The sequence below is a fragment of the Bacillus cereus group sp. BfR-BA-01441 genome (assembly GCF_022663075.1).
Lineage (GTDB): Bacteria > Bacillota > Bacilli > Bacillales > Bacillaceae_G > Bacillus_A > Bacillus_A cereus.
Genome location: NZ_JAKUEU010000046.1, coordinates 15,551 through 40,256 on the forward strand (window position 1 = coordinate 15,551; position 24,706 = coordinate 40,256).

Here is a 24,706-nt window from a genome sequence, read left to right on the forward strand (position 1 = left end):
AAAATCTATTCCACCCCTAAATTTTCCAATCATAAATTCACCCCAACTCACAAATTATAATCTTTGAATTGATATTCCAAAGGGGGCTTCATTCAATGACTGTAATTACGAAACTAAAGCAAACTGTTTCTGGATTAAAAAGTGCACAAGCTAGCTTAGAGGGATTCGCTCTTGATACGGATAACCAACAAGCGAAGCAACTTTTCCAAACAGCTGCGCAGCAAACACAAACGATTATCGATTCTTTAAACCCACGCGTTGAAGAAGTCCAACAAGAAGAACCACAATACTCACAGCAATAACAAATCAGTCTTGCTGTGAAATAGAAAAAGGATGATATGCAGTCATCCTTTTTCTATCACATTACATATTGTAATAGAAATGGAATGATAATTATGCGAAAACTCGGCCTCATAACCGCATTATTTGCACTTCTATTTAGCTCTTTTACCGGATGTGATAATAGTCCTTTAGATAAAAAAGTGAAAGAAGAAGCAAAACGAACGGAGAAAGAAAATGGTCCAAAGTTAACAAAGACGAGTACGGAATCCTTTAATCAATCTATATCACAAGGAGCGAAGAAAAGAGCTCTCGCTATGGATGAAATTATAAAAAGCACAGCAGTGAATTCAAATTTAGATCTCTACATAGCAGTTACACCTGAGCATCACGAAAGGTTTGGATTAAAACCTCTTCGTAAAAAGCTTCAAAAGCAGCTAAGTGATGAGCATCCTACTTTCGATGTTCGTGTCAGTACAGATAAAAAAATCTTTATGTTACTCGAAAAACTCGAAAGAAAAATTAAGGAAAAAGAAGTATCTAAAGATGAAATTAATAAACAATTAAAATTCATTGGTGAAAAAATGGAGTCTAACACTTAACGCTTTTTAAAAGAAAAGGAAGGATTGCAATGTCTAGTAAAGATAAAAACTTAACCCCTGTACAACAGGAGTATAAAAAATTCGAACAAGAACGCGAACCGAAAAGACCTGTCTTAAAAAATTGTATAAAAGCCTTTTTCGTCGGTGGTTTTATTTGCTTCATCGGACAACTCATTTCTACTTTTTATATCACATATTTTGATTTCACTGAACGCTCAGCAGGAAATCCGACAGTCGCAACTCTTATTTTCATTTCTATGTTACTAACTGGATTTGGTATATACGATCGTTTTGGGCAGTTTGCTGGTGCTGGCACAGCTGTACCTGTTACTGGATTTGGTAACTCTGTTATTGCCGCATGTATTGAGCATCGAACAGAAGGATTTGTCCTTGGCGTTGGTGGCAATATGTTTAAACTAGCTGGTTCTGTTATTTTATTTGGTGTATTTTCCGCTTTCGTCATCGCACTTATTAAAACTATTCTCGTTCAATGGGGAGGGCTATAAATGTTACAAGGACACCGAACGTGGGTATTTGAAAACAAACCAGTCATTATCTCAACCGGGGTTGTCGGTGGACCATTTGAAGCAAAGGGGAACATCCCAGAAGACTTCGATATCCTTCATGAAGATTTATGGCTTGGACAAGATTCCTATGAAAAAGCACATAAAATTTTATTCGAAGAAGCTTGTAGCCGCGCTACTGAAAAAGCAGAACTTCGTAAAGACGATATTCAATTCGTACTCGCAGGAGATTTAATTAATCAAATCACTCCAACAAGCTTTGCTTGCCGCACACTTGGCACTCCTTATCTCGGACTATTCGGGGCTTGCTCTACTTCTATGGAAGGTTTAGCACTTGGGGCAAGTATCGTAAATGCAAAAGGTGCAAAATATTTATTAACTGGAGCTTCAAGCCATAATACTGCTGTAGAAAAACAATTCCGCTACCCTACCGAATACGGCGGACAAAAGCCGCCTACTGCACAGTGGACAGTAACCGGAGCAGGAGCCGCTATTTTAAGCGATACTGGACACGGTCCAAGAGTAACCTCTGCAACAATCGGACGAGTGATTGATATGGGATTAACGGATCCGTTTAATATGGGAGGCGCAATGGCTCCAGCTGCAGTTGATACAATTGAAGCCCATTTACGTGAACGCCAAATTGATGCCTCTTACTACGATTTAATCGTAACAGGCGATCTCGGACATGTAGGACGCGAAATTGCTTATGACTTACTACATAAACACGGAACGAAAGTAACGAGCGAACAATTTCAAGATTGCGGAATTATCATTTACAGAGAAGGACAACCTGTCATAGCTGGTGCTAGCGGGCCTGGATGTTCCGCAACAGTCGTTTACGGTCATTTATTAAACCGAATGAAAAGAGGAGAGTTCAAAAAAATACTTGTCGTTGCGACAGGCGCTTTACTATCTCCACTTACATTCCAACAAGAAGAAACGATTCCGTGTATCGCTCATGCCGTTTCGATTGAATTTGGAGGTGCAACGCAATGATTTTTTTCTGGGCTTTCGTCATTGGCGGACTCATATGTGTAATCGGCCAACTTATGTTTGATGTCGGCAAACTAACACCCGCTCATACAATGGCAACACTCGTTGTTGCTGGAGCTATATTAGATGGATTTAATTTGTATGAGCCATTAATTGATTTCGCTGGAGCCGGGGCAACTGTACCTATTACAAGCTTTGGTAATGCCCTCGTTCATGGCGCAATGGAAGAAGCTGCAAAACATGGCATCGTTGGCGTTATTACCGGCATGTTTAAAGTAACGAGCGCCGGTGTATCAGCAGCTATTATTTTCGGCTTCATTGGAGCATTATTATTCAAACCGAAAGGATAAGAGGTGTTTATATGACTGTTATCGCTAGCGTAAAAACTTGCCTTGCTAGTGTAAGGGGCGCTCAAGCAAGTTTAAGCTCCCTTTCATTAAATTCACAAGACGAAGAATCAAAACGCGTATTTCATGAATGTATGTTAGAAATGGACAGCGTCATCGCTGATTTAAAGGATAGAATTTCAGTATTAGAACGTGAAGAACCTCAATATAAAGGGTTTTAAGTAGACTGGAGGAAACGACTATGTCTCACCTGCCGGAATGGACACTTGTCATTCTTCGCTCTGTATTCATATTAATTATTTTATTCGCTATTACGAAATGGTTAGGGAAAAGACAAATCTCTCAGCTTTCCTTTTTTGAATACATAGCCGGAATGACGATTGGTGACATCGCTGCCCAAGTATCTACAGGGCTCGATTCAAAATTTTTTCACGGTGTCTTTGCAATACTCATTTTCGCTGTGGTACCTTTTTTAACAGGAATCCTCTCTTTAAAGAACAAAACAGCTCGGGACTTCTTTGAAGGAAAATCTACCGTATTAATAAAAGACGGAAAGATACTCGAAGATAATTTAAAGAAAGAAAAATATACGAGTGACGAATTACTGGAACTTCTCCGTGGAAAAAGTGCGTTCAGCGTAGCTGAAGTCGAATTTGCTGTCTTAGAACCGAGCGGAGAATTAAATGTATTATTAAAGAAAGATTCTCAGCCACTTACAGCAAAAGACATCGGTTTAAAAGTACCAAACGAGAAAGAACCACAAACTGTTATTATGGATGGAAATGTACTAGATGAACCTCTTTCAGCAAGCGGACATAACCGCGCTTGGCTACATTCAGAATTAGAAAAAATCGGTGTTGTTATTGAAAATGTCTTCCTCGGTCAAGTGGATTCATACGGACAACTTACTATCGACATTTACAATGACAAACTCCAAATGCCTTCTCCTCAAAACAAACCTTTATTATTAGCATCTTTAAAAAAATGTCATGCTGATCTTGAACTATTTTCCCTAGAAACAAAGTCGAAGTCAGCAAGCGAAATGTATAGTAAAAACGCGAAACAAATCGAAAAGATTTTAAATAAAGTAACCTATCTTTTAAAAGACTAATTATCGAAAGAACGCTTCAGTTAAAAGGCGTTCTTTTCTTTTTTCTCCAGTTTTCGTAACGTTTAAATTTATGTAATTCGGTTATGATGTTGAAGATACATAAGCAGGGAATTTCGAAAACATAGCGAATATTTCATGGTACAACTACATATTTTTTTGATTTAAAGTGGTTTCGTTTGACCTTTATTGACCATAATTGTATTATAAGACTAAGAAAGCTTTATAAGGAGGAAATAACAGATGAATTTAATTCCTACAGTAATTGAACAAACAAATCGTGGAGAACGCGCTTACGATATTTACTCTCGACTATTAAAAGACCGCATCATTATGCTTGGTAGTGCAATTGATGACAACGTAGCTAACTCAATCGTTTCCCAGCTTTTATTCTTGGAATCTCAAGATCCAGAAAAAGATATTCACATCTACATCAACAGCCCTGGTGGTTCTATCACAGCGGGTATGGCAATCTATGATACAATGCAGTTTATTAAACCACAAGTATCAACAATCTGTATCGGTATGGCTGCATCTATGGGTGCATTCTTACTTGCAGCAGGTGAAAAAGGAAAACGTTATGCACTTCCAAACAGTGAAGTAATGATTCACCAACCACTTGGTGGAGCACAAGGTCAAGCGACTGAAATCGAAATCGCTGCAAAACGTATCCTATTCTTACGTGAAAAACTAAACCAAATTCTTGCTGACCGCACTGGTCAACCACTTGAAGTACTACAACGCGACACAGACCGCGACAACTTCATGACAGCAGAAAAAGCTTTAGAATACGGTTTAATCGATAAGATCTTTACAAATCGTTAATAACTAAAAGCGGAAGCGGCTCGTTCAGAATCGCAGGGCGAAGCGACCGGAGATTCTAGCCGCTGGAGCTGGATACATAAAAAAGCGCCCTATTACAGGGTGCTTTTTTATTATCATGCGCCTCCTTCTGGATACCCACCCTGGTATTCATCTAAATATATCAACGATTTTTCAATTATATCGAACAAAACTTAAATTATATCAACGATTTTTTTAATATATCAACGGTTCGACACAACATATCGATTTACCGACAATCTCCGACAAGGACAAACCAGCTAAATACCCCTCCCCGCTAATCCGCACAAACAACAAAACAAAAAGCTATCGCATATACGCGATAGCTTCTTATTGTACATATGCAGCTAATGCTTCTAAAGCCTCTTCTGCATCTGAACCTTCTGTTGTAATTGTTATCATGCTTCCAGTTCCAATTGCTAAGCTCATAATCCCCATTATGCTCTTTGCATTTACTGTCTTTCCATCTTTCTCGATGAAGATATCTGCATGAAAGCGATTTGCCTCTTGTACAAACAACGCAGCCGGACGTGCTTGTAAACCGTTTTTTAATGAAACCTGAACTCGTTTTTGAACCACAGCTCCATTTCCCCTTTAACCTCTTATTTTTTTACTAACGTTTCCCCCGCGCGTAATTTCTCTGCGATTTCATCGATTTTACGCAAACGATGATTAATACCCGACTTACTAATCTTCCCCCCGGATACCATCTCACCTAACTCTTTCAATGTTACATCTTGATAATCTCTTCGTAATTGTGCAATCTCTTGTAATTTATCCGGCAAAATATCAAGACCAACTGTCTCATCAATATAACGAATATTTTCAATCTGTCTTAGTGCTGCACCAATTGTTTTATTTAAATTAGCTGTTTCGCAGTTCACTAAACGATTTACAGAATTACGCATATCACGTACGATTCGAATATCTTCAAATCTTAAAAGTGCATTATGAGCACCTATAATATTTAAAAACTCTGTAATTTTTTCTGCTTCTTTCAAATACGTAATGTACCCTTTTCTTCTTTCCAACGTCTTACTATTTAAATCAAATCCGTTCATCAGTTCACATATAGCATCATTATGTTCCTTATATAACGAAAAGATTTCTAAATGATAAGATGATGTTTCTGGGTTATTTACTGAACCACCTGCTAAAAATGCGCCACGTAAGTACGATCGTTTACAACATTTCTTCTCAATCAATTCTTGTGATATATTTCGAATAAATGAAAAGTCATCTCGAACGATATGAAGATCAGCTAATATTTCGCGAGACTTCTCAACAAGCCGCACAATATATACATTATTTTTCTTCAAGCGCATTTTTTTACGGACAAGCAATTCTACCGTCACGTCATATCCTTTTTTCAAAAGTGTATAAATCCTTCTTGCAATTGCCGCATTTTCCGTTTGAATATCGATAGATAGACGACGGTTTGAAAAAGAAAGCGACCCGTTCATTCGAAGTAACGCTGATAATTCTGCTTTCTCACAGCATTCCTTCATCTCAAGATTCGTCAACTCTTTCTTTGTTTCTGATGCAAATGACACAGTCAACACCTCCTTATACGATTATTATGGAACAAAATTCTTGTCCTATATGAATGAGGAGCGCTACCTCAAACGAGGCAACGCATATTTATAACAATGAATATAAAATGGACGCTAACTTTAACGTATCATGCCTTACAACATGATCATCATACTTCGCTAATCCCTCTTGAATAACATCAATATTATTTTCAACAAAACGTTCTTCATCCACTACAACTGGTGTAGACATTTCTTCCTCATATGACTTGCGTAATTCACAAGGAATCTCACGGTTATTTACAATTGCAGTATTGATAAATGGTTGCCCTAAATGATCGTGTAACGCCTGCACATGATCAAAAGCAGTATATCCCATCGTTTCACCCGCTTGTGTCATAACGTTACATACATATACCTTCTTCGCCTTTGCAGCAAGAACAGCGTCTCCAATTTTGTTAACAACTAAATTGGGCAATATACTCGTATACAAACTTCCAGGACCGAAAACAAGTAAATCAGCTCGTTTAATCTCAGCCAACGTTTCATGCAATGGCTCTACATCTTCTGGAGTTAAAAAGACACGATTAATCTTCTTTCCGTAATAAGGAATCTTTGATTCACCTGTTACAATTTCCCCATCTTCAAGTTCCGCATGAAGTACCGCACTTTGATTCGCTGCTGGTAATACACGTCCTCTGACATTTAATACTTTACTTGTTTCTGTAATTGCATGGAAAAAGTCTCCTGTAATCGAGGTCATACCTGCCAACAATAGATTTCCTAACGCATGACCTTTCAGTCCGTCTCCTGTTGTGAAACGGTGCTGAAATAAAGCTTCCACCAGTGGCTCTACATCCGATAACGCAACAAGTACGTTACGGATGTCACCTGGAGGTGGAATTTCTAGCTCATCACGTAATCTACCCGAACTGCCACCATCATCAGCAATTGTAACAACTGCTGTAATATCAACAGGATATTGCTTTAATCCCCTTAATAAAACAGAGAGTCCAGTTCCGCCTCCCATGATGACAATTTTAGGCTTTCTCTCTTTTTTCATCCCTTAATGGCCCTTTCTCTTCTCCACATCACGATGAGATACATGAACACTATACTCTGGTTTCAAATGTTTCCCAAGGTATTCTGTAAGCGTAACAGAACGATGCTGTCCACCTGTACATCCAATTGCAATTACAAGTTGACTTTTGCCTTCTCTTTTATAATGAGGCAGCATGAAAGTAATCAGATCCGTCAACTTCTCTAAAAACTTATGTGTCTCATTAAATTTCAGTACATACGAAGAAACTTCTTCATCTAGTCCTGTTAATGGCTTCATGTGTGGAATGTAATATGGATTTGGTAAAAAACGAACATCAAATACTAAATCTGCATCAATTGGAATACCGTACTTAAATCCAAATGACATAACATTTACACGAAATGCTTGCTCAGTTTCTGTTGAGAACAAGTGAACAATTTTTTCACGTAATTCTTTCGGTTTTAAATCCGATGTATCAAGCACAATATTCGCTCGTGCCTTCATATCTGTTAATAAATTACGCTCTGCTTCGATTCCCTTTAACGGCAAACCAGTTGGTGCAAGTGGATGCGAACGTCTCGTTTCTTTATAACGAGTTACAAGCGTACTATCTTTCGCATCTAAAAATAAAATATGAGGAATAATCCATGTACGTTCTGATAAATCATCAAGTGCTCCCCATAAATGTTCGAAAAACTCGCGGCCACGTAAATCAATACCAAGTGCCACTTTATTCATTTTCCCTTTTGAATCCGCCATAAGCTCAATAAACTTTGGCAATAACATCGGTGGTAAATTATCCACACAAAAATATCCTAAATCTTCAAAACTTTGTAAAGCTACTGTTTTTCCAGCTCCAGACATCCCTGTAATAATTACCATTTTTATATCATTATTCTCTGTCATTGTATCCTCTCCTTGACGGTTTAACTCGGATCTAATCGATATGAAAGCAACTCAAAATCTGGGGTATATACAAATGTACCGTAGATTATGCCATTTCCTTTAATTAAATAATCAATAATGTGATAATCTCCTGGCGCCATTGCTAAATCATCAATTTTATCAAATGTATGCCAACCAATGATGCCTTCTTCGCTCTCTAGTTTGTTTTCTCCTGCAAAATCTGTCGCTAAAAAGGAGAACATCATCCATTCAGAAACAACTTTATCACCTTCTTGGATGACAAAGGTGAAGACCCCCTTTAACGCTGGGTTTTTCAAATAAATACCTGTTTCTTCACGATACTCGCGAACAACGGAATCTCTTACAGTCTCACCACGCTCCATTTTCCCGCCTGGTGCAACCCACCAATTTCGGCGAGGTTTTTGGAGTAAGAGTACTTCATTATCTCTAATTAACACACAGTTTGTCACTCTTTGCATGTTTCTTCACCTCAGCTACTTGCAGTAAAATTTCTCACTGCATACTTCTTTCATTATACTATCAAAAACAGTTTGCTACAACGAAGGAGCCAGTCCTCTTTCGCTAAGCATATGCTACTCAGCAATTTTAAAAAAGCTTTCTATAACAAGCAATGTAAATGCTTATACTTTGAATGAATAGCATGAAAAATCCCCTTAACGCTTTTTATCGCCAAGGGGATTAAAGTACTTATTTCTTACCGAAATAAGTAACAATCGCAAATCCTAAAACAAAGGTAATAATTGAACTTATAATTGAAAATCCGCCAGTCGGAATCCCAGGGAATACAATTACAATCGAACCGATTACAAGTCCAATAATTGCCGCAAATGTCATACTTTTATAACGATCTAATAAAAAACTAATGCCTTTACTACTTACAACAAATCCAACCATAACACCAGCACCGATAACCACGATTAAAGGTAAGTTAAGTGTAGTTAAAGCGTTAATTGCTGTTGGATACACACCAATAATTAATAAAATAAACGATCCACTAATTCCAGGAAGCAGCATGGCCATACTAGCCATCCATCCTGCGAAAAATAAACCAATTGCATTTAAAATTGTTAACGTCGTAATTGGATCTGCTGCCTTATCTGGTTTAAAGAAAGCTGTAATCGCAACAAGAATTGCTGCAACTATTAATAAAACGATGTGCTTACCTTTAAACGACGACTTTGCATCAGCTTCCCTCATTAACATCGGTAATATACTAATAATTAAACCGAGGAAGAAAAATTGAGTCGGTTCATAATGATTTGCAAGTAAATATTTAATAACGTGACTTAACGTTAAAAATGCCGCTGCCACACCAGCTGCAAGTGGAATTAAAAATCCTAAATGTTTTTTCCATTCACGACTAAAGAATCCACTAATTGCCGCAAGCAATTGTTCATAAATCCCTAACACAACAGCGATTGTACCGCCGCTCACACCAGGAATTAAATCACTAACGCCCATACAAAATCCACGATATATATTACGCCATTCCATACTGAATAAATTCCTCATTTCTTATAGTGATTTTTTCCGTAAAGTCCAGTATATCAATAAGAAAGCTTATAATCCTTATATTTTTTGACAAAACTTTGACATTTTCACACAAAAAAAGAAGAAAGCTCCTGTCGGTAGCTTTCTTCTCACAAGGTATATTATCCCTTATTTTTCTGATACAGTTTTTAATTCCTCTAATAATTCTTCTACGTAATGTTGTGCACTTTGCGCTGCAATACTACCGTCACCTGTTGCAGTTACAATTTGACGAAGCATTTTTTCACGAACATCACCAGCTGCGAAAATACCAGGAATTTTCGTTTCCATACGCTCGTTCGTTTCAAGGTAACCATTTTCATTTGTAATACCTAGTTCAACAAATGGTTTTGATAAAGGTAACATACCGATGTATACGAATACGCCGTCAGTTTTGACTTCTTTCTCTTCTCCACTATTTACGTCCACAAGTGTTACACTTCCTACTTTACCACTTGCTTCGTTGATTTCTTTTATCGTGTGGTTCCAAATGAAATCTACTTTTTCGTTTTGGAAAGCACGGTCTTGTAAAATTTTCTGTGCACGAAGCGTGTCACGACGGTGAACGATCGTTACTTTTGATGCGAAGCGCGTTAAGAACACACCCTCTTCAACAGCAGAATCTCCGCCGCCAATTACGATAAGTTCTTTTCCTTTAAAGAATGCTCCGTCACATACTGCACAATATGATACACCGCGGCCGCCAAGTTCTGTTTCACCCGGTACACCAATTTTTTTATACTCTGCACCGCTTGCAACGATAATTGCACGTGCTTTATATTCTTTTTTACCAGCAATAATTGTTTTGTATTCCTTACCATCGATGACTTCTTTCACATCACCGTATGCATATTCAGCACCAAATTTCTTCGCATGCTCGAACATTTTATTTGATAAATCTGGTCCTAAAATAGACTCATAACCTGGGTAGTTTTCTACATCTTCCGTGTTTGCCATTTGGCCACCTGGAATACCACGCTCAAGCATTAATGTGCTTAAATTTGCACGAGATGTATATACTGCAGCTGTCATACCAGCTGGTCCTGCACCAATAATAACGACATCATAAATTTTTTCTTCTGACACACTATTCACTCCTATCCATTCCTACACAATTAAGTTACCCTCATTATACTGTTAGCATCATTTTTTTCCCAATGATTTGCTTATCTTATGTGTGCGTACGCTTAACAGCTTGCACATACTTTCGGACAGTCGCTACAGATACATTATATACATCTCCAAGCTCCGACTGTGTCATTTTATTTCCTTGTTCGCCGCGTACAATGTATTCAATCGCAGCTGACCAGCCGTACACATTTGTAAATATGTCTCCAGATGTATATAAACGTATGAACGTACAAAACCAAAAGTGTAAACACTCTTCAATTAATTCATCATCTTTTTTCGTATAATTGTATAATGCATCCGCGATTCTCGCGCACTGCTCAAATTGCTGTAAATCAGCTGGAATACTCTTATGACTATTAAGTAAAAAGAAGTACTTTGCAAGTTGTGATACGATGGGAACACCGTTCTTCGCTTGCGTTATATCAAAGAAGAATCCCACCTTCTCCGGCGTTGACAATTCATTCATTAAATATAAAGCTAGCATTTGTTCTTCTAGCGTTGCACTTTGCTGAAATGATTTTCGTAATTCTTCAAATAACATGTTTTGTCCTTCATCTGCTAAATTCAGCGCATTCCACGGTTCTTTTCCCTTTTTATCAGGATGCAATTCCACGACATATTGCCACATTTTTTCAGCTAGTTGCTGATCTTTCACCATATAAGCAGAATATGCAAACCAATAATAAAAACTAACGTCTCCCTCATATCCTTGACGCTTTAATAGTTTGAACCATTTATATGCATGCTCGAAATAACCAATTGTTGCAAGTGTAGTTCCCAGTTTCAAACGATGTTCAAATGAAATTGGATATACTGAAACTAGCTGTCCCGCTAATGCTTCTACTTGTTTATGCTCTCCAATTGAATATAGAAAAATAAGTGTATTACAAAGCGCATGTATATTACCAGGATTTTTCTCTAAAATCATTTCTGTTAACTTCAGCGCTTTGTCTACATTACCCGATTGAAAATGTGCAATGGCTAAATTATTATGACCTGACCAAAATTCCGGATAATCTTTCGTAACAATTTCTAATGTAGCAATTGCTTCTTCTAATTGTCCATTACGAATATAACGATTCGCTTCTTCCTGCATAACAATTAAATCATCTTCATCTTCAATCTCTTCCGCACCCATTGCTTCTTCTTCCATAATCTCTAGAAGTTCTAATGTATCTTCTACGAATTCCTTCTCTTTTGCAACTTCTAAATAGCGATCCGCATATTTCTTCGCCTGTTGAAATAACCCCATATATGCATAATTATTTGCAATAAAATAATAGCACTGTTCAAGTTCAGGATTAGATCTAACTAACTTTAAGAAGGTTTGATTCGACTCTTGATATTCACCAGCCTCAGATAATACTGTTGCTAATTGACATAAAATAAACGGCTCCTTCTCACTTTGTGCCGCTCTTCGAAAATATTTAATTGCATCTTGCAATTTTTGTCCTTTGTAAGCTCTCATCCCTTTTTTATAAAAGAAGTCCGCTAATTGATTAAAAGAGATAACTTGTCCGTTCTCCTTATATATCCTTTGATTTTTCCCCATATATCCTCCAGTTTTTTGTTTTCTTCGTTCACACATTCTTCTATCTATAAGTATAAACGATTCCGTAAAAAACAAAACAGTATATTATACTCAATTATTTCCTTTTTATTCATAAAAAAAGAGGAGAAATGTTACATTTTCACCATGAACCTTCTCTGGCGGTCATTTGCTCTTTCGTATAAATAATACGCATTGGATTTCCACCTACGAAAGCACCGCTCGGTACATCTCTATGAACAAGTGTGCCAGCTGAGACAGTCGCACCGTCTCCAATTTTCACACCTGGTAATATTGTTACATTCGCTCCAATCATCACTTCATTTCCAATGACGATTTCCCCAAGTCGATATTCACGAATTAAATATTCATGTGCTAAAAGCGTTGTGTTATAGCCAATAATCGAATTCTCTCCCACAGTTATCTTTTCTGGGAACATAATATCCGGCATTACCATAAGCGCAAATGATGTTTTCTTTCCTACTTTCATCCGTAAAAAAGTGCGGTACAACCAATTCTTCACAGATAAAAATGGCGTGTAACGTGCAATTTGGATAATAATAAAGTTTTTCATTACCTTCCAAAAAGACACTGTTTTATACACATTCCATAATGAATTTTCTCCTGAAACAGGATAGCGCGTTGTCCGTCGCACTTAGCTCGCTCCTCTACTAACTTACTTGGACCTTTATGAACGGTTCATATTAGACAAAATCGGTAGCAAATCACTCATTTTATCTAGCATAAAGTCCGGCTTGTAAGCCTCTAAATACGCTCTACCTTTCAACGTCCATGAAACCGCAGCTGTTTTCGTCCCCGCATTTTGACCACCGACAATATCATGATGATTATCCCCAACCATCAATGCTTCTTCTGGTTTTGCATCTAATAATTCAAGCGCTTTTTGAAGTGGCTCTGGATGTGGTTTCACATGCTCTACATCATCAATTGTCACGACAACATCAAAAAATTCATCAAGCTTTGACAACTGTAATCCCATCTCAACGGTTTGTCTCGCTTTCGTTGTAACAATACCAACTTTATAACCTTGCTTCTTCAACTCTCGAACTGTTTCATATACAGTTTCATATTCTTCTACTAATTCATCATGATGATCATGGTTAAATTCGCGATAACTTGTAATCATCTCTTCAACCTTACTTTCATCAATCTTACTGAAAGTATCATGCAAAGATGGACCGATAAATGGCAACACATCTTCACGCTTATATTGATTTGGATAATATGTATTTAAAGTATGTAAAAAAGAAGAAATAATAAGTTCGTTTGTATTAATTAAAGTTCCATCTAAATCAAATAAAACTGTATTTATTCTCATCGACTTAGTCCTTTCGCCTTCCTGAATATGAAAGAAGCAGCATCTTATAATAAGATGCTACTTGTCTCTAATTTTCTAAATATCTTTTATCAGCTTGCCCCATTTTTCGTCTCACAATAATGAAAATAATAGAAATAACAACAAGTCCAATTGACATTACTTGTGCAATACGAAGTGGTCCTAGCATTAAACTATCTGTACGTAAGCCTTCTACGAAGAAGCGTCCTACTGAATACCAAATTAAATATGTGAAGAATAATTCCCCGCGACGTAAATTCACTTTTCTTAATGCAAGTAGTAAAATTACGCCTGCAAAATTCCATAATGATTCATATAAAAACGTCGGATGATAGTACACACCCTCAATATACATTTGATTAATAATAAAATCCGGTAAATGAAGACCTTCTAAAAACTGTCTCGTTACTTCATCACCATGCGCCTCTTGGTTCATAAAGTTTCCCCATCGGCCAATTGCTTGTCCTAGTAAAATACTTGGTGCAGCAATATCAGCCAACTTCCAGAAAGAAAGTCCGCGTCGTTTCGCAAAAAGAACACCTGTAATAACAGCCCCGATTAAACCACCATGAATCGCCAAACCACCTTGACGAATATTAATAATTTGACTCGGATTTTGTGCGTAATATTCCCATTCAAAAATAACATAGTACATTCTCGCAAAAAGAATAGCGATCGGTACTGCAATTAATACAAGGTCAACAAATGTATCTTTTGGAATACCTAGCCTTTCTCCCTCGCGAGTTGCCAGCCAAAGACCTAATAGCACACCTGTACCGATAATAATCCCGTACCAATACACAGGAAACGGCCCAAGTTGGATAGCTACACGGTCAAGCTGTGGTACAGAAGCTAACAGCATATGTATATGACCTCCCTCTCCAAAGTTTACTCCTGATTTCCTAACTCAATTGCACTCATTAATCGTTCAGAGAACTGCTGTGCTGCATTGACTCCCATACGTTTTAAACGGAAGTTCATCGCTGCTACTTCAATAATAACAGCCAAGTTTCGACCAGGACGAACTGGAAGTGTAATCTTCGTAAGCTCTGTATCAATAATTTTCATTTTCTCTTCATCAAGACCTAAGCGATCGTAATTTTTCTTTTGATCCCAAATTTCAAGATTAATAACAAGTGTAATACGCTTGTAATTTCGTACTGCCCCTGCACCGAATAACGTCATAACGTTAATAATACCTAGACCACGAATTTCTAATAAATGCTCGATTAAATCTGGTGAGCTTCCGACTAACATGTCTTCATCTTCTTGACGAATTTCTACACTATCATCCGCAACAAGACGGTGACCACGCTTTACAAGCTCAAGAGCTGTCTCACTTTTACCAACACCACTTTGACCTGTAATTAAAACACCAACACCGTAAATATCTACTAACACACCATGAACAGCAGTTGTTGGTGCTAACTTACCTTCTAAATAGTTTGTTAAACGACTTGATAATCTAGTTGTCGTTTGAGAAGAACGTAATAAAGGCATACCTGATTCACGTGATGCTTGTAATAACTCATCTGGTACATCTTGATTACGAGTTACAATAATACATGGCGTCTCCTCAGTACAAAGCGCTTTCATTCTCTCTTGTTTTTGCTCTGACGTTAACGTGTCAAAGAACGTAAGCTCCGTCTTTCCAAGAAGCTGCACACGATCTGCTGGATAATATGTAAAAAATCCTGCCATTTCAATTCCCGGTCGTGATAAATCACTTGTATCAATCGGACGATGAATGCCTTCTTCACCACTGATTAACTCCAATTGAAATTGTTCAATTAAATCTTTTGTCCTTACTTTCGGCATATGTATAAACCTCCACTCCGCTGCGGGTTCAGTCTCGTTTGATGTAAAATTCCATTCTATCGGATATTGTACCATTTTTTTCTGGAAACAAGAAATACGGTTTCTAATAAATAAAAAAAAACATTTCATACGAATAATGAAATGTTTTTCTTTTTGTCACTTTCTCTTTTTTTCATATAGAGGTTCAACAATTGCCTTTTCAATTATCATATTAAAAATTGAAATACAAATTGCCGCAACAATCGCTACACCAAATCCTGATATATTAAAAGCATCTCCTAATAATGAATCTGCCATTTTTAACGTAATCGCATTAATAACAATTAAGAAGAAGCCGAAAGTTACAACAGTAATTGGTAGCGTAATTAAAATTAAAAACGGCTTTACGAACACATTTAAAACCGCCAATATAATACTAGCAATAATTGCAGTTTGTATATTTGCTACGTAAAATGCATCTGGTGCAATCCCTTTTAAAAGTCCCGATACAGCGATTAACACAACGCTATTTACAAGAAGTGATACAATCCATCTCATTTCGTCACACATCCTTTTAAACATATATATTTCATCATACGCTAATAGATAATAAACGCAAGTATGATACAAACACTTATATCAACTTATTCTATCTTTCATGCTTGTATACCTACTAACATGCTTACCAGTTTTTCCTCGTAAAATAAAAACCGAGCGTCATTTCCACTCGGTTTTCATCAATAAACTTATTGCGATAACTCTACTTCTTTTATTTTCTCTTTCATTCTTGCTTTATCACGATTTAAAATCTCTTTTAAATACTTACCTGTGTATGAGCGTTCTTCTTTCACTACTTGCTCTGGCGTTCCGGAAGCAACGATTTGTCCACCTTTATCTCCGCCCTCTGGTCCAAGGTCAACGATATAATCAGCTGTTTTAATTACATCTAAATTATGTTCAATTACAAGTACCGTCTCACCGCTCTCAACCAGACGTTGCAGCACTTCTAGAAGACGTGCAATATCATGCGCATGCAAACCAGTCGTTGGCTCATCTAAAATGTATAACGTACGACCTGTAGAACGACGGTGTAATTCAGAAGCTAATTTCACACGCTGTGCTTCCCCACCAGATAATGTTGTTGCTGGTTGACCTAATTTCATATAACCAAGCCCAACATCTACAAGCGTTTGAAGTTTACGCTTAATTTTAGGAATATTGGCGAAGAATTCTACTCCATCTTCAATTGTCATCCCTAACACTTCAGAAATATTCTTATCTTTATATTTCACTTCTAACGTTTCACGATTATATCGTTTACCGTGACAAACTTCACACGGAACATACACATCTGGTAGGAAATGCATTTCAATTTTAATAATTCCATCACCACGGCACGCTTCACAACGGCCACCTTTTACATTAAAGCTGAAACGTCCTTTTTGATATCCGCGCACTTTCGCTTCATTCGTTTGTGCAAACACATCACGAATATCATCGAATACACCTGTGTACGTCGCTGGATTAGAACGTGGTGTACGACCAATTGGTGATTGATCAATATCAATTACCTTATCTAAATGTTCAAGACCTTTAATCTCTTTATGAGTACCTGGCTTCGCTTTCGCTTTATATAACTTTTGAGCTAACGATTTATATAATACTTCATTAATCATCGTACTTTTACCAGAACCAGATACCCCTGTTACCGCTACAAACGTACCGAGTGGGAATGACATTTTCGCATTCTTTAAGTTATTCTCTTTTGCGCCGACAATCTCTACTTTACGTCCATCACCTTTACGTCTTTCAAGTGGAACTGGAATAAACTCTTTACCACTTAAATACTTCCCTGTTAATGAATTCTCATCTTGCATAACTTCAGCCGGCGTCCCCGCTGAAACGACCTGTCCACCGTGAATACCTGCACCAGGCCCTATATCAAGTAAATAGTCAGCAGCCATCATCGTATCTTCATCATGTTCAACAACGATTAACGTATTACCTAAATCGCGCATTTCTTGCAATGTACGAATAAGACGATCGTTATCACGCTGGTGTAAACCAATTGAAGGCTCATCAAGAATATAAAGTACGCCAGTTAGACGAGAACCAATTTGCGTCGCTAAACGAATACGCTGCGCCTCACCACCTGATAAAGTTCCTGCGGCACGACTTAACGTTAAATAATCTAAACCAACGTTCACTAAGAACCCAACGCGCTCCTGAATTTCTCTTAAAATTAAATGAGCTATTTTTTGTTGCTTCTCCGTTAGCTCTACATTCGAGAAGAATTCTTGTACTTCTTGAACTGAATACTTCGTTACGTCAGCAATCGTTTTATTGCCAACAAATACAGCTAAACTCTCAGGCTTTAAGCGTCCACCTTTACACTTTGGACAAGCTTGTTCTGCCATATACTTTTCCATTTGCTCACGAATGTAATCGGAACTCGTTTCACGATAACGACGTTCAATGTTTGGAATAACACCTTCAAATAAAATCTCATTTTCCTTTACTTGACCAAATTCATTTACATAGCGGAAATAAACTTTCTCTTCCCCGCTTCCGTACAACACTTTATCAAATAAATCTTTCGGTATATTTTTTACAGGCACATCCATATCAACGCCGTAATGATTACATACAGATTGTAAAAGTTGTGGGTAATATTGTGAACTTGTTGGTTCCCAAGGCGCAATCGCATGTTCATTTAATGATAAATCCCAGTTAGGAATAACAAGCTCTAAATCTACCTCTAGCTTTGAACCAAGTCCATCACAAGAAGGACATGCTCCGAACGGACTATTGAATGAGAACATACGCGGCTCTAATTCTCCAATTGAAAAACCACAATGCGGACAAGCGTGATGTTCGCTAAACAGAAGTTCCTCTTCTCCCATAACATCGATTAACACTCGTCCCCCGCCAAGCTTTAATGCACTTTCAAGTGAATCAGCAAGACGGCTTGCGATCCCTCCTTTTACAACAATACGGTCAATTACAACTTCAATGGAATGCTTCTTATTTTTATCTAACGCAATATCTTCAGATACATCAAGCATTTCACCGTCAACGCGAACACGAACATATCCTTGCTTCTTAATATCTTCAAGTACTTTTACATGCGCACCTTTACGCCCAGAAACGATAGGCGCTAACACTTGTAATTTCGTACGTTCAGGATATTCAAGAACACGGTCTACCATCTGCTCTACTGTTTGTGACGTAATTTCAATGCCATGATTCGGACAAATTGGCGTACCAATTCGTGCAAATAATAAACGTAAGTAATCATAAATCTCCGTTACCGTTCCAACAGTTGAACGTGGGTTACGACTCGTCGTTTTTTGATCGATTGAAATTGCTGGTGACAATCCTTCAATCGTGTCCACATCCGGCTTATCCATTTGTCCTAAAAACTGGCGCGCATACGCAGATAACGATTCTACGTATCTGCGCTGCCCTTCTGCATAAATCGTATCAAATGCTAATGATGATTTCCCCGAACCAGACAATCCCGTTACAACGACAAGCTGATTTCTCGGAATGGTTACATCAATATTTTTTAAGTTATGTGCTCTAGCACCTTTTACAACGATAAAATCCTTGCTCTTACTCACTTTTTTCACCCTTCCGCTTTTAATTCTAATAGTAAATCTCTTAGTTCAGCTGCACGCTCGAAGTCTAACGCTTTTGCTGCTTCTTTCATCTCTGCTTCCATCTTCGCAATTGTCTTTTCGCGCTCTTTTTTCGTCATTTTCTTAGCAGGAGTTGCTTCGTATGTTTCTGTCTCTTCAGCAGCTGTCGTTGCACGGATAACATCACGAACGCCTTTTTGAATCGTTTTCGGCGTAATACCATGCTCTTCATTGTAAGCTTCTTGTATACTACGACGACGCTTCGTTTCTTCAATCGCAATTCCCATAGATTTCGTTATACGATCTGCATACATAATAACGCGGCCGTTTTCATTACGCGCGGCACGACCGATTGTTTGAATTAATGAACGTTCTGAACGCAAGAACCCTTCCTTATCAGCATCTAAAATAGCTACAAGTGATACTTCCGGAATATCTAATCCTTCTCGCAATAAGTTAATGCCGACAAGTACATCAAATTTACCGAGGCGAAGATCACGGATAATTTCAATACGTTCTAACGTTTTAATTTCAGAGTGAAGATAGTTAACTTTAATTCCTACATCTTTTAAGTAATCCGTTAAATCCTCTGACATTTTCTTCGTTAAAGTCGTAATTAATACACGTTCATTTTTTGCAATACGATCTTGAATCTCTCCTAATAAATCGTCAATTTGCCCTTCAATTGGTCGTATATCAATTGGTGGATCTAAAAGCCCTGTTGGACGAATAATTTGTTCTATTACTTCTGGCGACTGCTCTAACTCATACGGTCCTGGCGTTGCTGAAACATAAATAACTTGATTCGTTTTCTCTTCAAACTCATCGAATGTGAGCGGTCTATTATCTAAAGCTGACGGCAGACGGAATCCATGATCCACAAGCACTTGCTTACGCGCTTGGTCCCCGTTATACATCGCTCTTACTTGCGGTACTGATACGTGCGATTCATCCATAACGATTAAGAAATCTTTCGGGAAATAGTCTAATAGCGTATACGGCGTTGCCCCCGCTGGACGAAGTGTTAAATGACGGGAGTAGTTTTCAATACCTGAACAAAATCCCATCTCGCGCATCATTTCTAAATCATAACGTGTACGCTGTTCTATACGCTGCGCTTCTAACAACTTGCCGTTATCATTTAATTCCTTTAAACGCTCTTCTAATTCTTTTTCGATATTTTCAATAGCGACCTTCATCTTTTCTTCACGTGTAACGAAGTGAGATGCTGGGAAGATTGCTACATGATCACGTTCTGCTAATACTTCACCTGTTAACGCATTTACTTCACGAATACGATCGATTTCATCACCGAAAAATTCGATTCGAATACAATGCTCATCAAGTGATGCCGGGAAGATTTCAACTACATCTCCTCGCACACGGAATGTACCACGCTTGAAATCAATATCATTACGTCCATACTGTACATCAACAAGTTCACGAAGCAATTGATTACGGTCTTTTTCCATACCAACTCGAAGCGAAACAACTAGCTCGCGGTATTCTTCTGGAGAACCTAAGCCATATATACACGAAACACTCGCAACAATAATTACATCGTCCCGTTCAAATAATGCAGACGTTGCCGAGTGACGCAATTTATCAATTTCATCATTAATTTGCGCATCTTTTTCAATAAACGTATCTGTTTGTGGTACATACGCTTCTGGCTGATAATAATCGTAGTAACTAACAAAATATTCAACTGCATTATTCGGGAAAAAGTCTTTCAACTCACTATATAACTGCCCTGCTAACGTTTTATTATGAGCCATAACAAGTGTTGGCTTTTGCACTTCTTTAATGACATTTGAAATCGTAAATGTCTTACCCGTTCCTGTTGCTCCAAGCAACACTTGCTTTTTCTTTCCACTATTAATTCCCTCTACAAGCTTCTCTATAGCTACCGGCTGATCACCTTGCGGGGAATACGCTGAGACAATTTCAAATTGACGTTCCAAGAAAATCCGACCTCCTCATAAAAATCTGTATTATTATTTTACCACGAATACCTATAAAAAACCTAAAAAAACGAACAGATATTCGGTAAAGTTTTCGACAATATACACATAGAAAAAGGAAGGAGTAAATACTTCCTTCCTCTACTAACTCTATTTTTTTGATACATATAATAAGTCATATCCATTGCGTCCATCTTCATTCGTACAATCTGTTAACCGATAAGTACTTTCTGATTCGCGCTGCTCTTTAACAATACTTTTACAACTATCTTTATGTAATCCTTTATGGTCACCAGCAAACTTGTCTTGTCTACTATCTAACACATAAAGGATATCTTTCCCACTATGCTCTAACGTTTGAAAAACCGGGTCACCTTCATCGGTATACTGTACAATTCTTATTTTATCAACTTCCCCTTGATCAACGTTCATAACGAACTGTTCGAATTTATCTAGATTGGAAGTTCCTACTCCCTTTACAATGACATCATTCTTCTTATCAATTGTAGTGCTAGATGGTGAACATGCTACTAAACTAAAGAGAAATAGACATATACAGCTGATTCTTTTTTCTATTGTCATCCTCTCCTATAAAAATTATTTGTATACCAGAAAAGCTACTTTCAACTATGAAAGTAGCTTTTCTTTTCCTTTCTCCTTCTTCGGAAAAATCACATATGAAAATGAAATTGCTGTATCAACTAAAAATACAATCGCCCACACTTGGCTCACGCGACTTGCAGCTTTATTTAAAACGATTCCCGATTCTAACCAATTACCCCATTGTTCAAATGGAATAAATCCATACGCGAAGAAAAAGAATATGTGCACACCAACGAAAAAAACAAGATGTAATACCCAATTTTTTATTTCCTGCTTTGCATAGGCCATGCCTATTAATTCTACCTGTTCTTCAATAATAGGCGCCGGTTCATTACGCCATTTCGCAACTGATTTTTGTGCAAATATATCAAGCTTCTTCAAATCCTTTTTCCCGTAGAAAACTGCATACAATAAAATAATTACAGTAATAATTTGAAAGTTAGAGAACTTTCCTGTTTGATAATAGTCCACTACTCCTAAAGTTAAAATAAACACTTCATTTACGAGGAGTACAATTCCCATAATAAAACTCGCCTTTTTCAAACGGAATCCGTAGCGAAGTAAAAAGAAACCGATAGCTGATAACCAAAATACAATTTCTGCCCCAATTAAAAAATACCAACGATATTCTGCGAGTATGCTCATTTATCCTTCTCCCTTTCATCATAAATACGAAAAGCCTCATCCATATACACTAAAAGTTCTTCTTCAATTGGATACATGCTCATTTTCTGTGAATCTTCCTTCGATTTTCTAACTTCCCATAACTTATCTAAAAACGCTTCATCACCATTGGCCATTTCTAAACACTTCTGCATTAATCTCTTCATTGCCCCTTGTACCTCATCACTAGCAGCTTCTTTACCGTCTTTCATAAAAGTGCGTAATTGCTTTAATAAATCTACCCATTCTAAAACATTCGGATCTTCCTTACTCATGTTTGGTAAATTATGAAGTAATTTTTGTTCTTCCTTTGAAAATACTTCATTTTGAAATATTTCACGTATACGAGGAGACTGCTTCGAAAGCTGAATCAGTTCAAACATAACTTTCCAATCGAGTTCTCCCTCCACATCTACCGAATAAACAACTGCTTGTAAAACACTCTCCATTCGATTAAATTTCTTTTGTTCTTCCTGTACAAACCGAAGTTGTTTTTCAAGCGAATTTTTTAAATCCAGCTCACCTTTTACTAACATATTCGCAGTTTCTTTTAATGAAAATCCCATTTCTTTTAAAAATAAAATTTGTTGCAAACGAATAACGTCATTTTCACTATATAACCGATGTCCACCCTCTGTTTTTCCGCTCGGCTTTAATAAATCTATTTGATCATAATAACGTAGTGTACGTACTGTAACCCCTGTTTCTCTCGTCAATTCTTGTATTGAAATCACTACCATCACCTCTTCCCTTTCATTATAAAAGATGACGTTACGTAACTTTCAAGCTTTTTGTAAAAAAAATACAAAAAGCTGTTTATACAAAATGTATAAACAGCTTTTATGGAAATACCCCCTTTTGTATGGCGCGCCCACAAAATAAAATAAGTGCTCCAACAACAACACTCGTTGCCGTTTTATGATAATGGGCTAATAATAATAAATAATACGATAAACCTACAGTACCAATCATAATACAAATACTCGGCACTGGATTACGAGAAAAGTTTTGCATTCCCCAAAGAAGCGAAAATATAGCTGTAGCGACACATAACACCGGTAATCCCATCCCAGTTCCCCTTTTTCTATCTATTATTCCTTGTTGCTAACACGCTCGTTGATGCGATACTAATTAATACACCAAAAATAGCAATATATAATAGCTCAGTTACATGTACTGCTTGCCTATCTAAATACTTATTTACACAAAGATACATAATAAACAAGAAAACGAAGCTTGTAATACAAATCATAAAATATAACTTCATCTTGTTCACAACTCGCTCATCAATTGATGGTACTCCCTCTTCTTTCAAACGCTTCTGCTCTTTATATTCCGAAATTCCATATAAAATGACTAGCGCTACATTCGATATAAAAATAGTTCCCCACAAAATACTTAAAATCATTAAACTCGTATTTAAAAGAATTCCTGCTACAAGCAAACTCCCTACGAATCTCATGACCTCTCTCTTACTCATACATGATTAGCCTCTTTTCGATTTCTATATTTCCACTTCGGCCAATAGTTCACAAGAAAATACACCCACTGCCCTAGTACAAATAAAACAAACGGCATACCAGCATTTCCATCAACAATTAAATTATATAAACTCCATATCGCTAAACTAATCGTAAAAAATAACCCTACATATTTAAACGCTTTATCTGACTGAAATCTCTCAAACTCATCCTGCATTTTTTATTCCCCCTATCGCTATGCTCGTTTTCCTACCATTTCTCTCCCCTTACTCCAGCGTAAAGATTTCCTCCACCTTCACTCCAAAATATTTGGCAATTTTTAAAGATAACTCTAGACTTGGATTGTAATGATGATTTTCAATCGCCACTATCGTCTGCCGCGTCACCTGCATCGCCTTTGCCATTTCAACTTGTGTTATATGATTTTGCTTTCTTAACTCTTTTATTTTATTTTTCACACCCATAGGATCCACCTTCAAAAGTAAAGATATCTTTACTTAAATTATAAATATTTTCCAGTTATACGTAAAGATATCTTTACAAATTTTAGAAAAATGTTTCATTGAACATCTACTCTAACAAAGTACAAGAGTAATTCAATTTATATCAGCGATTTTCTAAATATATCAGCGCAACTTGAAATATATCGGCGATTTCCCAAATATATCAGCGCAACTCCATTTATATCGGCGATTTTCCAAATATATCGACATCCGTAGCGCTACTATAATCATAAGAAAAAGCTGTCCCCAAACACCTTCGGGAACAGCTTTCTCCTCTACTACATAAA

The 24,706-nt window shown here is 37.3% G+C and carries 30 protein-coding genes; 8 read left to right on the forward strand and 22 right to left on the reverse strand.

The genetic code is table 11. The features are described 5' to 3' along the window. The first annotated feature begins 95 nt into the window (after positions 1-95). The 8 genes from MR107_RS18650 (at position 96) to clpP (ending at position 4,681) form a co-directional block, all read left to right on the forward strand. Positions 96-302 (forward strand): DUF1657 domain-containing protein, encoded by a 207-nt coding sequence (locus tag MR107_RS18650; RefSeq protein ID WP_000216166.1) that lies wholly within the window; start codon positions 96-98, stop codon positions 300-302. A gap of 93 nt (positions 303-395) precedes the next feature. Continuing rightward, positions 396-881, forward strand: coding sequence for a YhcN/YlaJ family sporulation lipoprotein (locus tag MR107_RS18655; protein WP_242292598.1), 486 nt, complete (start codon positions 396-398; stop codon positions 879-881). A 29-nt stretch (positions 882-910) separates the two neighbouring features. After that, positions 911-1,387 carry a stage V sporulation protein AC gene (gene spoVAC, locus MR107_RS18660; protein WP_000095399.1) on the forward strand — a complete coding sequence of 159 codons (477 nt, stop codon included), beginning with the start codon at positions 911-913 and terminating at the stop codon, positions 1,385-1,387. Then, positions 1,388-2,404, forward strand: a complete 1,017-nt coding sequence (gene spoVAD / locus MR107_RS18665) for a stage V sporulation protein AD (protein ID WP_000938970.1) — start codon at positions 1,388-1,390, stop codon at positions 2,402-2,404. It begins immediately after the preceding gene. Then, positions 2,401-2,751, forward strand: coding sequence for a stage V sporulation protein AE (gene spoVAE / locus MR107_RS18670; protein WP_000575919.1), 351 nt, complete (start codon positions 2,401-2,403; stop codon positions 2,749-2,751). The genes spoVAD and spoVAE overlap by 4 nt, the downstream gene beginning before the upstream one ends. Positions 2,752-2,762: 11 nt before the next feature. After that, positions 2,763-2,969: a DUF1657 domain-containing protein gene (locus tag MR107_RS18675; protein WP_000215909.1), complete on the forward strand. Its 207-nt coding sequence runs from the start codon at positions 2,763-2,765 to the stop codon at positions 2,967-2,969. Between the two features lie 20 nt (positions 2,970-2,989). Next, positions 2,990-3,859 carry a DUF421 domain-containing protein gene (locus MR107_RS18680; protein ID WP_000018922.1) on the forward strand — a complete coding sequence of 290 codons (870 nt, stop codon included), beginning with the start codon at positions 2,990-2,992 and terminating at the stop codon, positions 3,857-3,859. A gap of 240 nt (positions 3,860-4,099) precedes the next feature. Next, positions 4,100-4,681 (forward strand): ATP-dependent Clp endopeptidase proteolytic subunit ClpP, encoded by a 582-nt coding sequence (gene clpP, locus MR107_RS18685; RefSeq protein ID WP_001049162.1) that lies wholly within the window; start codon positions 4,100-4,102, stop codon positions 4,679-4,681. A gap of 348 nt (positions 4,682-5,029) precedes the next feature. Here the strand turns inward: clpP and MR107_RS18690 are convergent, their stop codons facing one another. The 22 genes from MR107_RS18690 to MR107_RS18795 all read right to left on the reverse strand — a co-directional run bounded on the left by MR107_RS18690 (position 5,030) and on the right by MR107_RS18795 (position 24,380). Then, positions 5,030-5,278 (reverse strand): HPr family phosphocarrier protein, encoded by a 249-nt coding sequence (locus MR107_RS18690; RefSeq protein ID WP_000250307.1) that lies wholly within the window; start codon positions 5,276-5,278, stop codon positions 5,030-5,032. 23 nt (positions 5,279-5,301) lie between these two features. Continuing rightward, entirely contained in the window at positions 5,302-6,252 is a 951-nt protein-coding gene (gene whiA / locus MR107_RS18695; protein ID WP_000006558.1) for a DNA-binding protein WhiA, read from the reverse strand. An 88-nt stretch (positions 6,253-6,340) separates the two neighbouring features. Then, positions 6,341-7,294 (reverse strand): gluconeogenesis factor YvcK family protein, encoded by a 954-nt coding sequence (locus tag MR107_RS18700; RefSeq protein ID WP_000712188.1) that lies wholly within the window; start codon positions 7,292-7,294, stop codon positions 6,341-6,343. A 3-nt stretch (positions 7,295-7,297) separates the two neighbouring features. Next, a complete protein-coding gene (gene rapZ, locus MR107_RS18705; RefSeq protein ID WP_000138459.1) occupies positions 7,298-8,179 on the reverse strand; it encodes an RNase adapter RapZ in 882 nt (293 codons plus the stop codon). Between the two features lie 20 nt (positions 8,180-8,199). Further along, positions 8,200-8,658, reverse strand: a complete 459-nt coding sequence (locus tag MR107_RS18710) for an NUDIX hydrolase (RefSeq protein WP_001190080.1) — start codon at positions 8,656-8,658, stop codon at positions 8,200-8,202. 229 nt (positions 8,659-8,887) lie between these two features. Continuing rightward, positions 8,888-9,694 carry a DUF368 domain-containing protein gene (locus MR107_RS18715; RefSeq protein WP_000455197.1) on the reverse strand — a complete coding sequence of 269 codons (807 nt, stop codon included), beginning with the start codon at positions 9,692-9,694 and terminating at the stop codon, positions 8,888-8,890. Positions 9,695-9,859: 165 nt separating this feature from the next. Beyond that, positions 9,860-10,816 carry a thioredoxin-disulfide reductase gene (gene trxB / locus MR107_RS18720; RefSeq protein WP_001288078.1) on the reverse strand — a complete coding sequence of 319 codons (957 nt, stop codon included), beginning with the start codon at positions 10,814-10,816 and terminating at the stop codon, positions 9,860-9,862. 85 nt (positions 10,817-10,901) lie between these two features. Then, on the reverse strand, positions 10,902-12,413 hold the full coding sequence (locus tag MR107_RS18725) for a tetratricopeptide repeat protein (protein ID WP_000517739.1): 1,512 nt from the start codon (positions 12,411-12,413) through the stop codon (positions 10,902-10,904). 139 nt (positions 12,414-12,552) lie between these two features. Next, positions 12,553-13,065: an acyltransferase gene (locus MR107_RS18730; protein ID WP_001255070.1), complete on the reverse strand. Its 513-nt coding sequence runs from the start codon at positions 13,063-13,065 to the stop codon at positions 12,553-12,555. Between the two features lie 33 nt (positions 13,066-13,098). Further along, the gene (gene ppaX / locus MR107_RS18735) at positions 13,099-13,749 is read right to left on the reverse strand and encodes a pyrophosphatase PpaX (protein ID WP_001222403.1); all 651 of its coding nucleotides are present in this window, start codon (positions 13,747-13,749) and stop codon (positions 13,099-13,101) included. Positions 13,750-13,816: 67 nt separating this feature from the next. Continuing rightward, on the reverse strand, positions 13,817-14,629 hold the full coding sequence (gene lgt / locus MR107_RS18740; RefSeq protein ID WP_000922849.1) for a prolipoprotein diacylglyceryl transferase: 813 nt from the start codon (positions 14,627-14,629) through the stop codon (positions 13,817-13,819). Positions 14,630-14,655: 26 nt separating this feature from the next. Beyond that, on the reverse strand, positions 14,656-15,585 hold the full coding sequence (gene hprK, locus MR107_RS18745) for an HPr(Ser) kinase/phosphatase (protein WP_001127250.1): 930 nt from the start codon (positions 15,583-15,585) through the stop codon (positions 14,656-14,658). Between the two features lie 156 nt (positions 15,586-15,741). Beyond that, positions 15,742-16,122, reverse strand: coding sequence for a phage holin family protein (locus MR107_RS18750; protein ID WP_001267313.1), 381 nt, complete (start codon positions 16,120-16,122; stop codon positions 15,742-15,744). A 188-nt stretch (positions 16,123-16,310) separates the two neighbouring features. After that, positions 16,311-19,187, reverse strand: a complete 2,877-nt coding sequence (gene uvrA, locus MR107_RS18755) for an excinuclease ABC subunit UvrA (RefSeq protein WP_086407874.1) — start codon at positions 19,185-19,187, stop codon at positions 16,311-16,313. 5 nt (positions 19,188-19,192) lie between these two features. Continuing rightward, complete coding sequence (gene uvrB, locus MR107_RS18760) at positions 19,193-21,169, reverse strand: excinuclease ABC subunit B (RefSeq protein WP_000441059.1); 1,977 nt, start codon at positions 21,167-21,169, stop codon at positions 19,193-19,195. A gap of 150 nt (positions 21,170-21,319) precedes the next feature. Continuing rightward, the gene (locus MR107_RS18765; protein ID WP_000151273.1) at positions 21,320-21,751 is read right to left on the reverse strand and encodes a DUF4362 domain-containing protein; all 432 of its coding nucleotides are present in this window, start codon (positions 21,749-21,751) and stop codon (positions 21,320-21,322) included. Between the two features lie 45 nt (positions 21,752-21,796). After that, positions 21,797-22,417, reverse strand: coding sequence for a hypothetical protein (locus MR107_RS18770; RefSeq protein WP_000025209.1), 621 nt, complete (start codon positions 22,415-22,417; stop codon positions 21,797-21,799). Beyond that, positions 22,414-23,175: a MerR family transcriptional regulator gene (locus MR107_RS18775; protein ID WP_000260344.1), complete on the reverse strand. Its 762-nt coding sequence runs from the start codon at positions 23,173-23,175 to the stop codon at positions 22,414-22,416. The genes MR107_RS18770 and MR107_RS18775 overlap by 4 nt, the downstream gene beginning before the upstream one ends. Positions 23,176-23,275: 100 nt before the next feature. Next, complete coding sequence (locus MR107_RS18780) at positions 23,276-23,503, reverse strand: hypothetical protein (RefSeq protein ID WP_205173046.1); 228 nt, start codon at positions 23,501-23,503, stop codon at positions 23,276-23,278. Positions 23,504-23,519: 16 nt separating this feature from the next. Continuing rightward, on the reverse strand, positions 23,520-23,915 hold the full coding sequence (locus MR107_RS18785) for an ATPase (RefSeq protein ID WP_242292599.1): 396 nt from the start codon (positions 23,913-23,915) through the stop codon (positions 23,520-23,522). Next, positions 23,912-24,133, reverse strand: coding sequence for a hypothetical protein (locus MR107_RS18790; RefSeq protein ID WP_001150200.1), 222 nt, complete (start codon positions 24,131-24,133; stop codon positions 23,912-23,914). Before MR107_RS18790 ends, MR107_RS18785 begins: the two co-directional genes overlap by 4 nt. Before the next feature lie 49 nt (positions 24,134-24,182). Then, positions 24,183-24,380, reverse strand: a complete 198-nt coding sequence (locus MR107_RS18795) for a helix-turn-helix transcriptional regulator (RefSeq protein ID WP_000538364.1) — start codon at positions 24,378-24,380, stop codon at positions 24,183-24,185. Positions 24,381-24,706: the final 326 nt, after the last annotated feature.

Excerpts from the sequence above, each read along its gene's own strand:
- MR107_RS18750 (WP_001267313.1), bottom strand. The coding sequence starts at position 16,122 with ATGAGATGGATTGTATCACTTCTTGTAAATAGCGTTGTGTTAATCGCT.
- MR107_RS18700 (WP_000712188.1), bottom strand. The coding sequence starts at position 7,294 with ATGAAAAAAGAGAGAAAGCCTAAAATTGTCATCATGGGAGGCGGAACT.
- rapZ (WP_000138459.1), bottom strand. The coding sequence starts at position 8,179 with ATGACAGAGAATAATGATATAAAAATGGTAATTATTACAGGGATGTCT.
- MR107_RS18770 (WP_000025209.1), bottom strand. The coding sequence starts at position 22,417 with ATGAGCATACTCGCAGAATATCGTTGGTATTTTTTAATTGGGGCAGAA.
- MR107_RS18675 (WP_000215909.1), top strand. The coding sequence starts at position 2,763 with ATGACTGTTATCGCTAGCGTAAAAACTTGCCTTGCTAGTGTAAGGGGC.
- MR107_RS18795 (WP_000538364.1), bottom strand. The coding sequence starts at position 24,380 with ATGGGTGTGAAAAATAAAATAAAAGAGTTAAGAAAGCAAAATCATATA.
- spoVAD (WP_000938970.1), top strand. The coding sequence starts at position 1,388 with ATGTTACAAGGACACCGAACGTGGGTATTTGAAAACAAACCAGTCATT.
- MR107_RS18790 (WP_001150200.1), bottom strand. The coding sequence starts at position 24,133 with ATGCAGGATGAGTTTGAGAGATTTCAGTCAGATAAAGCGTTTAAATAT.
- MR107_RS18655 (WP_242292598.1), top strand. The coding sequence starts at position 396 with ATGCGAAAACTCGGCCTCATAACCGCATTATTTGCACTTCTATTTAGC.
- ppaX (WP_001222403.1), bottom strand. The coding sequence starts at position 13,749 with ATGAGAATAAATACAGTTTTATTTGATTTAGATGGAACTTTAATTAAT.
- MR107_RS18725 (WP_000517739.1), bottom strand. The coding sequence starts at position 12,413 with ATGGGGAAAAATCAAAGGATATATAAGGAGAACGGACAAGTTATCTCT.
- MR107_RS18710 (WP_001190080.1), bottom strand. The coding sequence starts at position 8,658 with ATGCAAAGAGTGACAAACTGTGTGTTAATTAGAGATAATGAAGTACTC.
- clpP (WP_001049162.1), top strand. The coding sequence starts at position 4,100 with ATGAATTTAATTCCTACAGTAATTGAACAAACAAATCGTGGAGAACGC.
- MR107_RS18780 (WP_205173046.1), bottom strand. The coding sequence starts at position 23,503 with ATGGGATTACCGGTGTTATGTGTCGCTACAGCTATATTTTCGCTTCTT.
- MR107_RS18775 (WP_000260344.1), bottom strand. The coding sequence starts at position 23,175 with ATGGTAGTGATTTCAATACAAGAATTGACGAGAGAAACAGGGGTTACA.
- MR107_RS18785 (WP_242292599.1), bottom strand. The coding sequence starts at position 23,915 with ATGAGTAAGAGAGAGGTCATGAGATTCGTAGGGAGTTTGCTTGTAGCA.
- MR107_RS18765 (WP_000151273.1), bottom strand. The coding sequence starts at position 21,751 with ATGACAATAGAAAAAAGAATCAGCTGTATATGTCTATTTCTCTTTAGT.
- MR107_RS18650 (WP_000216166.1), top strand. The coding sequence starts at position 96 with ATGACTGTAATTACGAAACTAAAGCAAACTGTTTCTGGATTAAAAAGT.
- MR107_RS18715 (WP_000455197.1), bottom strand. The coding sequence starts at position 9,694 with ATGGAATGGCGTAATATATATCGTGGATTTTGTATGGGCGTTAGTGAT.
- hprK (WP_001127250.1), bottom strand. The coding sequence starts at position 15,585 with ATGCCGAAAGTAAGGACAAAAGATTTAATTGAACAATTTCAATTGGAG.
- spoVAE (WP_000575919.1), top strand. The coding sequence starts at position 2,401 with ATGATTTTTTTCTGGGCTTTCGTCATTGGCGGACTCATATGTGTAATC.
- MR107_RS18680 (WP_000018922.1), top strand. The coding sequence starts at position 2,990 with ATGTCTCACCTGCCGGAATGGACACTTGTCATTCTTCGCTCTGTATTC.
- spoVAC (WP_000095399.1), top strand. The coding sequence starts at position 911 with ATGTCTAGTAAAGATAAAAACTTAACCCCTGTACAACAGGAGTATAAA.
- lgt (WP_000922849.1), bottom strand. The coding sequence starts at position 14,629 with ATGCTGTTAGCTTCTGTACCACAGCTTGACCGTGTAGCTATCCAACTT.